We start from the raw sequence: 10,082 nt of genomic DNA on the forward strand, positions 1-10,082 counted from the left end.
ATTATGCCAATATAGAACTAAAGTTTTCTATATCAACCACTTTCCCCTTACTATTCCTCTTCACATACTCCACAATCATCCCATGAAACCGCGCAAACGCGGCAGGGAGCTGCACGGTATCGAAATAACCTCTGATTCCCGCTTCGCACCACTCCTGCAACTCATCGTAACTCTCGAACTCATATCCGAACGCATTTAACAGCCGTGCCGTGTAGCTATCGACCACCATCGCGGGGCGGGCGCAACCGTAACAGAGTATAGAATCTGCCGTCTCAGGTCCGATCCCTTTTTTAGATAACAGCCACTCTCTATCGACACTGAGGGAAAAGGTCTCGAAATCGCCGAAATCCTCAAGAATCGCTTGGGAGAGGCGAATGAGGCTTTGGGCTTTGGCTTTGAACAGACCGCTCGGACGGATCAGCTCCATCAGCTCCTCGACATCGCAATGGGCTAAAACGTGGAGGGATAAAAGCTCTTTGATACGGAGGTTATCGAGGGAGATTTGGACACGAGACCATTGGGTGTTTTGGGTGAGGATGGCACCGACGACCACTTCAAAAGTTCCGTACGATGGCCACCACAGAGGGGGAGAATCCTCTAGGAGTTTTAGTTGTTCTAATGCGCTGAAAAGTTCGAAAGAATCGCTTAACTGCATAAAAGCTCCTTTTATTCCTCACACCACGCATCGGTGCGGAATACACGAGAATCATCGAAGATTTTGAGTTTGAATGCTTCGGTGCATTTTCCCTCTTCCAATGTCATTATAGCGATTTGGAGGATTTTGCGGCATTTTTCAGGCACTTCAAACCGCCCCGATACTCCCGTGATAAACCGCTCGAGAGGAACTCTGGAATCCATCCCGATGACGTTGTCGCGACAGCCCGATAGCCCGATGTCGGTCATATACGCCGTCCCTTTGGCAATCTGGAAATCATCGCTTCCCACATGGGTATGGGTTCCGATAAGTCCGCTCACTTCTCCCGCTAACAGCATCAGCATAGCGCGTTTTTCACTGGAGGCTTCGGCATGAAAATCGAGGAAGATGTGGTTGATTCCGTCATTTTTAAGGCTTGCTACGGTGTCACGGGCACAGCGAAAGGCGTTATCGACATACGGCATCCCGTAGTGTCCCATGATATTGAGAACGGCGAGTTTTTCCCCCGCTACCTGGAAGATACGGCACCCCGTCCCCTTGACCCCCTCAGGATAGTTGTGAGGGCGCAAGAGAGGGAGTGATTCCAACAAAGGTTCGATCTCTTTTTTATCCCACGTGTGGTTCCCGCCGCTCATGCAGTCGATCCCCATCCCGAACAGCTCATTGGCATTTTTCATCGTCACTCCGAATCCGTGGGAAGCGTTCTCGTAGTTGGCGATGACAAAATCGATTCCGTGTTCACGGCGGAGCTTCATGAGGTGTTCTTTGATCATCATCCGTCCCGGACGCCCGACAATATCTCCGATAAATGCTATTTTCACTCTTTCTCCTCTCTCAGATCCTCTCTAAGCTCTGCAATTCTCTGACGGAAGTTTTCACTGTCTCCGTAATCGAAAAACTTTTTATAATTGCCGTGCATCGATTTCACTCTCGTGGCATGGCGTATCGGACACCAGTATTGCTCCGTGCGACCCGCGATCTCGGTGATGTAGCCCATAAGACCGTTAAAATAACTGCAATAAAGACAGTTGAGTTTTTCGATTGCGTTTAGATACTTCAATCGGTGGCGATCGATGATGATATAGTCGCGCCGTTTGACCTTGGTGATCTTGTAGATCGGAAAACAGATCCACTGATAGAACGATACGAAGAGATCGAGTATCACGGCGGGGAGCAACACGGACCAGATGATCGGAGCACTCAAAAGATGCAGGACCGGAGCGGTCGTCAAATAGCGAAACAGCCCCTGATGCTCTTTTCGATACGAAGCGAGAAGCTCTTCGCGCTTTTTGGTGATTTCACAGCTAAAGCGCTCATACTCCTGATGCAGTTCCGCTTCTAACTCCGATTCGAGTGCTTTGATCCGAGCTACGAGTTCATCGATCTTTTGGTGTTCCATCCCGAACCTTTGGATAATGTTGTGAAACTATACTATAACATAGCAAAAGGGGACGTATGAAATAGAGGTAGAATTTGGTGTTTACAAGGGGCTATAGGGTATACTATCCGATTAAATTTTCTATGAAAGAACACGCATTGATGCTCAAACCCATCGTTAAATTTCTTTTACTACTGATTGTTATTTCCGGCACTTATGTAACGGCAACCGAGTTGCCGAATCACTGTAGTCGGGATCAAAACCCAAACGAGTTTACGGTTCTCAGTTATCACGAAATATCGGATAAAAGTGAAACGCTCGATTCAAGCTATGCGGTCACACCGTCTCATTTTCAAGAACAAGTAGAGTGGCTCATCGCCAACGGCTATCACTTTATCGGAATCAATGATATTTTATCCTATCGAAAGAAGGGTAAAGCGTTACCTGAAAAAGCGGTTCTGATGACGTTTGATGATGGCTATCACTCTGTATACGAAAATGCTTTTCCTGTTATCAAAAAATACAAAATTCCTGTCGTTATCGCATTGGTCGGAAGTTGGATGGAGGCCAAAGAGATCGTCGATTTTGACGGGCATAAAATAGCACGCAGTAAGTTTCTGAGTCAAAATGAGATCAAGGAGATGGTCGCCAGCGGATTGGTCGAGATTGGCAGTCATACCTACTTTTTGCACAGAGGGATTAGCGGGAATCCTCAGGGAAATATGCAGCCTGCCGTTATTACCCGTCAATGGCTGAGTGAGAAAAATCGATATGAAAACGACAAAGAGTATCAGAAGCGTATCACGGATGACTTAGCGAAAAACAACCGTTTTATCAAAAAGTATACGGGGCAAACACCGCGTGTCATTGTATGGCCGTACGGCTATTACAATAAAGAGGTGCGTACCATCGCTGAACGTCTGGGGATGCCGATCGGATTAACGCTGGATGATGGCAGTAATACCGCCGTTACACCGTTGTGGGGGCTTCGACGAATCCTCATCGAAAAAAGCATGACACTCAAAATGTTAGAGCAGGATATGTGGTCACGAAACGCGAATCTGACCGATAACGACAGAGTAACCAAAGCGGCACATATCGATTTGGATTATATGTATGATCCTGATCCTGCTCAGACAGAGAGAAATTTGGGAGATTTGCTCGATCGGATCAGAAGGTTGGGAATCAACACCGTCTATTTGCAGGCATTTGCCGATCCCGATGCCAACGGTGCGGCAGATTATGTCTATTTCCCAAATCGAAACATCCCTATGCGAGCCGATCTCTTCAATCGGGTAGCATGGCAAATCGCAACGCGTACCCAAGTCAAACGGATTTATGCGTGGATGCCGATGTTGGCATGGCAACTCCCTAAAAACCATCCTGCCGCCCAAGAGACGGTCGTGACACTTCAGGTTGACCAAACGCATCTCAATATGGGCTACCCGAGACTCTCTCCATTTTCACCTAAAGCGCAAACCGTGATCAAAGAGATCTACGAAGATTTAGCGCTATCACCCCGCATTGACGGGATCCTCTTTCATGACGATGTGACCCTCTCCGATTTTGAAGACGACAGTAAAGCGGCTCGCAAGCAGTATGTAAAATGGGGATTATCACCGACGGTCACTACAATCCGAGCCAACAGTGATCAGATTGAAAAATGGGCTAAACTCAAAACAGACTATTTGGATGATTTTGCGATGCAATTAGCCCAAATCGTTAGAGACGGCCACCCAGGGCTAAAAACGGCACGAAATCTCTATGCGCAGGTTGCTTTAAATCAGTACGCTATAGAATGGTATGCGCAAGGGTTGAGTGAGTCCATCAAAAAATACGACTACACCGCTATCATGGCGATGCCGTACATGGAACAAGCCGATGATACACGAGAATTTTATGATAAAATCATTGAACGTGTTAAACAAGAAGAGTGTGGACTGGAACGTACCGTCATGGAACTGCAAAGCGTCAACTGGAGAAAAAATGATGAACCGATTTCATCCGAGGAGTTACATGATACGATAACCCATTTATATGATTTGGGTGTTCATCACATGGCCTATTATCCGGACAGTGTCTTTAAAAATATTCCGGATGCCGATACGATCAAAAAGTCTTTTGGACAAAAACCGGTCTATATGCATCATGCAACACCAGACACTACTTTATTGAGCAACTAAGAAGGAACCGCCATTATGACTTTTGAACTATTGTGGCACTCGCTCTGGCACTTTGTGTTGGGGTATGTATTTTATTATCCCCTATTTATGTCCAGTTTATGGATCATCGGGGCAATCTTTTTTTATTATAAAAATGAAAAATCTTATCTCAAACACACCATCCCCCCTCTACGAGCCAATGAGAGTTGGCAAGGGGTAAGTATTTTGATCCCTTGCTACAATGAGGGGCAAAATGCCATCGAAACGATCACATACGCTCTGAATGTCGATTATCCCGAATTCGAAGTAATCGCCATTAACGACGGGAGCAAAGACAACACGCTGGAGATCTTGGTCTCGCTTGCGCAAGATAATCCGAAGCTAAAAGTAGTCAACTTAGCCGAAAATCAAGGTAAAGCGCTGGGGCTGCAAGCGGGTGCTCTGTTGGCTAAATATGAGTATTTGATATGTATCGACGGTGACGCTCTGATCGATAAACAGTGTGTCCATTGGATGGTCAAACACTTTATCCGCTATCCTGAAGTGGCCGCGGTAACCGGTAATCCCCGTATCCGCAATCGTACCAGTCTGCTAGGAAAAATCCAAGTCGGTGAGTTTTCATCGATTGTCGGAATGATCAAACGTGCTCAACGCAGTTTCGGTCGTTTATTTACGGTATCGGGGGTAATCACCGGCTTTCGAAAAGCGGCGGTGCATGAAGTGGGATACTGGAGTCCCGATATGCTGACGGAAGATATTGATATTACCTGGAAACTTCAAAGTAACGGCTGGGATGTCCGTTTTGAGCCTCGCGCATTGGTATGGATTTTGATGCCTGAGACACTCAGCGGATTATGGAAACAGCGTTTACGTTGGGCTATGGGCGGCGCACAAGTGATGCTCAAAAACTTTAACGTTCTGTTTTCGCACAAACAAACCCATCTCTGGGCGCTTATGACCGAACTCTTGCTCAGTACTCTTTGGGCATACAGTATGATATTGGTGTTTTTAGTATGGTTCGTCAGTCTATTTTTTCCATTGCATTATTTAATGCCGCAACAATCGCCGATACTCCCCGACCAAAGCAGCGTTATATTGATCGGTGCCTGTTTACTCCAGTTTGCGGTCAGCAAATGGTTGGATGGACACTACGACGAAGGATTAGGTAAAAACTACTATTGGATGATCTGGTATCCGTTTGCCTATTGGCTGTTGAATCTCTTTACCGCCGTAACCGCTCTTCCAAAAGTACTATTCGGTAAAAAAGGGCGTGCACGTTGGGTAAGTCCCGATCGCGGTGTCCATCAACAATTAGCGAAGAAAAAGGGTTAAGATGTCTGTCGAAACATTGATTATCAACAAACGTCATGAATTACCGAAACGGAAAAGATGGCTTTGGGATGCGATGACCATCGCGCTTTGGCTAGGTTTTATCTATCTGTGGAAACCGGTTTTGGTCATATTTTACAGAATCATAACCTTGGAAGTTCCGGCGGACGAAATAGGAGATTGGATCTATGAAAATATAAGCAGTGTAACGTTTGAACATGCGATCATGATGCTTATCGCGACACCGATTATATTGTTTGTATTATCACGATTGAATCGCCATCGAGCTCCGAGTGAGCATTTAATCTATCATTCCAGCGATTATTCCGATTATTTCGGCATAAACGATAGTGAATTACAGCACTGTGCAACGAGTCAGCTGGTTACCGTTTATCATGATGATCACGGTCATATTATCGCACTAGAAGACAAAATAGAAAGCAAAAACGGCTAACTCTCACCTTCATGCTTAAGTATTTATCTCACTACAACCAAGAGATACAATCTCAGGTACTGTCCCTGATCGACACCGAGACCCTCGGTGAACGGCTTTTACTGAAATACCCCGATACCCATCCCTACACTACCGATAAGAGTCTCTATGATTATGTTATGGAGATCAAAAATACCCATTTTCGCAGCTCTGCACCGATTTCTAAAGTGCTCTATGACACCAAAATCCGCGATCTGAATTCCGCACTCGGAACCCATACGTTCGTCTCACGGGTACAAGGGGGAAAGCTAAAAGCAAAAAATGAGATTCGGATCTCTCATTTGTTTAAAAAAGTCCCCGAACCGTTTTTACGAATGATTGTTACCCATGAACTCGCCCATCTCAAAGAGAAAAACCACGACAAAGCATTTTATAAACTTTGCACTCACATCGAACCGCAGTACCACCAGCTGGAATTTGAAGTAAGGCTGTATTTAACCTATCTCGATCACTTTGGAGAGCTTTACTCTCGTACGAGCTCGACCAAAACTTCATAGTGTGCCGTGTGAGGGAACATATCAAAGAGTTGTACCCGCTTCAACGTATACCCGCTGAGAGATTCGAGATCTTTGGCTAAACTCGTCGCATTGCAACTCGAATAGAGTATCCTCTCACTCCCGACACGAGTGAGCCATTTGCATATCTGCTCACCCAATCCGCGGCGAGGCGGATTGACGATAATAAGATCAGGCTTCTCTCCCGCCGTTGCACTGAATGTCGCGGCATCGAGCGATTCGAAACGGAGGTTACTCATCTCCAGCTGTGCCGCCGACTCACGGGCGCACTCGATCGCTTCACTCTCGATCTCGATCCCTACGATACTCCGATCCGCTGCCGCACAGTGCAGAGCGAACCCCCCTACTCCGCAGAAAAGATCCCAGAGGATTTTCGGTTTACTCTCATCCGCCCATTCGCTTGCCGTGCGATAAAGCTTTTCGGCAACATCAGGGTTGGTTTGAAAAAAGCTTTTCGGACGGATAAAGAGGGGAATACCGTTAAACCGTTCTTCGAGTCGACGCGCTTCGGTAAAAAATATCTCCTCATCCCCCTCTAAAATCGCCATATGGATCGGTTGGATGTTTGCGGTAATGACGCTTAGTTCCGGTATGCGCCCCCTCAAATCATCTAGAGCGTTTTGCAATCTTGCTACGATGCCGTGAGAACGGAGGACAAAGCGGAGCATCATCCCTCCGTTGGATTTGCTTCGGGTCAAAAGAACGTATTTTAGTTCCCCTTTACGCAATCGTATATCATACCCTTTGACGCCTAACTCCCGAAGCCACTCTTGAATCGTATGGAGAGCTTTTTGCATACTCGTATCATACAGAGGGCATTCGATGAGACTCACCTCTTCGGAGAGCCCCAATACAACGCCATCAAGGCTGGGTGTTGCGACCATCTTGGCTTTGTTCCGAAACCCTTTGAGTGCTGATGTGGCGGGCTTCAGCCACACCTCCGGCTGATAGGGGTTGAGAAGGGTATGAAGATGATCGCTTTTTAGTTTTAGCTGTTCGGAGTAGTGGTAATCAATCCATCCGCATGAGTGGCAAAATTGGGCATCGAAATAAGAACAAAAACTCATAATACCTTCATTTATATTCCGGTAATACTAGCATCGAATGAGCTTTGCGGAATCGCATACAGCCGTCGCTCCAAGCGACCGATATGATCTAATATCTCTTCCGATGCGGCTTGCAATTTAATAAAATGTTCTAATGCGATCTCTCTGTCTTGATCCGTAATTTTCTTTTTAGAACTGAATAATTTTGAAAAAAATGATCGGTCATTGTCGGTAAAAAAGATTTTAAAGATATACATATACTCATCGTGCAGCGTAACATGGGCTTTTTCAATATCTCCCAAACAACTCATATTACCCAATGCATTGAGTTTTTGACCGTCACTGTAAAACCATTCGCCAAATTTACAGTCGGTATAACTAAGCGGTATCGCACCCTCGTCGATCGGTAACCCTTCAATCAACAATTTAGCACGCTGTACCCATTTGACATGCGCTTTTTTAGCATCACTCAATGACTGTAACGTTATCGTTTTATCCATGTTAGCCCACCCTTGATGTAATGACACTATTATACCGCTCAAACATTATAAAAATAACACAAAAAGTTATATTTTTACTCCGATAAACGGGTTTATACCCCTTTTGGGTTAGCGCTGCGCAAATAGTGCAATACCGTAGCGATCAAATCATCATCGTCTTTGCTCTTGCTTTGTAGTGTCTCTTTCACACCACTCGTATACTCAATCGTAATGTTTTGGTTGTAGTTACTCACCATTTTAATTTTCTTCTCGATACAGAGGAGTTTGATCACCATGATCTCAAAAAACTGTTTCGTCGGCGTATCGGGTTTACCGAAACGATCTCCGACTTCTTCTTCAATCTCATAAATCTCACTCGGAGATTCACACTGGCTAAGACGGCGATAGAGCTCGAGTCTCAGACGATCTTCGCTCACGATCTCATCGCTGATAAAGGCACTGACGGTGAGTTTGATATCCACTTTGGCACGCACGGCGGTCGATTGGTTGGTGAGGAGTTTGATCGCATCCTCCAACATTCGAAGATAGAGGGCATATCCGATATTTTTGATGTGACCGCTTTGGGCATCGCCGACGAGATTCCCCCCTCCGCGAATTTCGAGATCGTGGTACGCCAACATCGAACCGCTTCCGAGGAACGAATTGGATTCGAGTGCTACGAGACGTTTTTTCGCCTCTTCGGTGAGATGATCTTTGTCATCGACGATGAAGTACGCATACCCCTCGATATGCCCCCGTCCGACACGACCGCGAAGCTGATGCAGATCGGCCATCCCGAAACGATCCGCCCCGTCGATAATCATCGTGTTGACTGTCGGCATGTGGATTCCTGACTCAATAATCGAGGTGGCAAGGAGCACATCGTATTGGCGATCGGCGAATTTTGCCAACTCCTCCTCGGTTTGGGTCGCGCTGATTTGGGAATGGAGTATGAGGATACGCAACTCCGGCAAAATCGCTTTGAGCTCACCCGATTTGATAATCATCGAATCGATCGAGTTGTGGACGTAGAACACCTGACCGCCGCGACGAAGCTCGCGTAAAATCACCTCTTTAATCAGTTTCTCATCATAATTTTTGACAAACGTCCGTACCCCTAAACGCTCACTTGGAGGGGTGAGGAGCTCGGACATCGTTTTGATCGAGCTGAGGGCTTGATTGAGGCTTCGAGGAATCGGCGTCGCGCTCATACTGAGGAGATGGACATTCTCATAGAGTGATTTGAGTTTCTCTTTTTGTTTCACCCCGAATTTATGCTCTTCATCGATGATGACGATCCCCAACTTCGCACAGCTCACCCCAAAGAGAGCATGCGTTCCCACGACACAATCGAGTTCTCCCGCTTCGAGTGCTCGCAGTGTCGCATTTTTCTCTTTGGAGCTGACAAAACGATCCAACTTCGCGACCCGAAGCCCGAACGGAGCAAGGCGTGTTTTAAGTGATTGGAAGTGCTGAGAGCTGAGCAATGTCGTCGGAACGACGAGGAGCGATTGGTATCCCCCCTTTGCGGCGGTAAAAATGGCGTTCATCGCCACCTCAGTTTTCCCGAATCCGACGTCCCCGCTGAGGAGCCGATCCATAATTTGCCCCGAAGAGAGGTCACGAACGATGGAGCTAATCGCACTCGCTTGGTCAGGGGTATAATCGAATCCCGATTCTGCTTGGAAACGACGGAGTTCCCCCGCATCGACGTTGATGACGGAAGCTTTGATCAGTGCACGGCTCGCCGCAATCCCCACAATCTCTGAAGCGATCTCGAACAGTCGCGCTTTGACCGACTCTTTGAGTTTACCGAAGCTCCCTTTGCCGAGACGATCCAGTACAGGGAGGCTCCCTGAGGCTATATAGCGATCGATCGCATCGAGATTTTCGACGGGGAGGAGAAGTTTGTCATCCCCCATGTATTTTATCACGACAAGGTCTTTGATCCCGCCGAGGATTTCGGCTTGCTCAATCCCGACAAATATCCCGACCCCGTACTCTTCGTGGACGACGTAATCGCCC

General features: G+C 46.7%; 10 protein-coding genes. 4 read left to right on the plus strand and 6 right to left on the minus strand.

What is annotated here, in order from left to right; translation table 11 throughout:
* Position 1: 1 nt before the first annotated feature.
* The 3 genes from VFW36_RS09605 to VFW36_RS09615 are packed head-to-tail and all read right to left on the minus strand — an operon-like array spanning position 2 to position 2,054.
* The gene (locus tag VFW36_RS09605) at positions 2-655 is read right to left on the minus strand and encodes a 3-methyladenine DNA glycosylase (RefSeq protein WP_329658592.1); all 654 of its coding nucleotides are present in this window, start codon (positions 653-655) and stop codon (positions 2-4) included.
* A gap of 11 nt (positions 656-666) precedes the next feature.
* Positions 667-1,476 carry a TIGR00282 family metallophosphoesterase gene (locus VFW36_RS09610; RefSeq protein ID WP_329658593.1) on the minus strand — a complete coding sequence of 270 codons (810 nt, stop codon included), beginning with the start codon at positions 1,474-1,476 and terminating at the stop codon, positions 667-669.
* On the minus strand, positions 1,473-2,054 hold the full coding sequence (locus tag VFW36_RS09615; protein WP_329658594.1) for a hypothetical protein: 582 nt from the start codon (positions 2,052-2,054) through the stop codon (positions 1,473-1,475). Before VFW36_RS09615 ends, VFW36_RS09610 begins: the two co-directional genes overlap by 4 nt.
* Positions 2,055-2,176: 122 nt before the next feature.
* Here VFW36_RS09615 and pgaB point away from each other — a divergent pair, with 122 nt between their 5' ends.
* The 4 genes from pgaB to VFW36_RS09635 are packed head-to-tail and all read left to right on the plus strand — an operon-like array spanning position 2,177 to position 6,514.
* A complete protein-coding gene (gene pgaB, locus VFW36_RS09620) occupies positions 2,177-4,216 on the plus strand; it encodes a poly-beta-1,6-N-acetyl-D-glucosamine N-deacetylase PgaB (protein ID WP_329658595.1) in 2,040 nt (679 codons plus the stop codon).
* 15 nt (positions 4,217-4,231) lie between these two features.
* Positions 4,232-5,527, plus strand: coding sequence for a poly-beta-1,6-N-acetyl-D-glucosamine synthase (pgaC, locus tag VFW36_RS09625; protein WP_329658596.1), 1,296 nt, complete (start codon positions 4,232-4,234; stop codon positions 5,525-5,527).
* 1 nt (position 5,528) lies between these two features.
* Entirely contained in the window at positions 5,529-5,978 is a 450-nt protein-coding gene (gene pgaD / locus VFW36_RS09630; protein ID WP_329658597.1) for a poly-beta-1,6-N-acetyl-D-glucosamine biosynthesis protein PgaD, read from the plus strand.
* 11 nt (positions 5,979-5,989) lie between these two features.
* On the plus strand, positions 5,990-6,514 hold the full coding sequence (locus VFW36_RS09635; protein WP_329658598.1) for a YgjP-like metallopeptidase domain-containing protein: 525 nt from the start codon (positions 5,990-5,992) through the stop codon (positions 6,512-6,514).
* Here the strand turns inward: VFW36_RS09635 and rlmC are convergent.
* From rlmC to VFW36_RS09650, 3 genes are all read right to left on the minus strand, one after another.
* Positions 6,481-7,599, minus strand: coding sequence for a 23S rRNA (uracil(747)-C(5))-methyltransferase RlmC (gene rlmC / locus VFW36_RS09640; protein WP_329658599.1), 1,119 nt, complete (start codon positions 7,597-7,599; stop codon positions 6,481-6,483). The two genes, VFW36_RS09635 and rlmC, sit on opposite strands and share 34 nt — an antisense overlap.
* 11 nt (positions 7,600-7,610) lie before the next feature.
* Positions 7,611-8,078 carry a CZB domain-containing protein gene (locus VFW36_RS09645; protein WP_329658600.1) on the minus strand — a complete coding sequence of 156 codons (468 nt, stop codon included), beginning with the start codon at positions 8,076-8,078 and terminating at the stop codon, positions 7,611-7,613.
* 92 nt (positions 8,079-8,170) lie between these two features.
* Positions 8,171-10,082: DEAD/DEAH box helicase (locus VFW36_RS09650; RefSeq protein ID WP_329658601.1), on the minus strand; the 1,912-nt coding region annotated here is incomplete at its 5' end.

This window comes from Sulfuricurvum sp. (assembly GCF_036279695.1).
In the GTDB taxonomy this organism is placed as follows: Bacteria; Campylobacterota; Campylobacteria; order Campylobacterales; family Sulfurimonadaceae; genus Sulfuricurvum.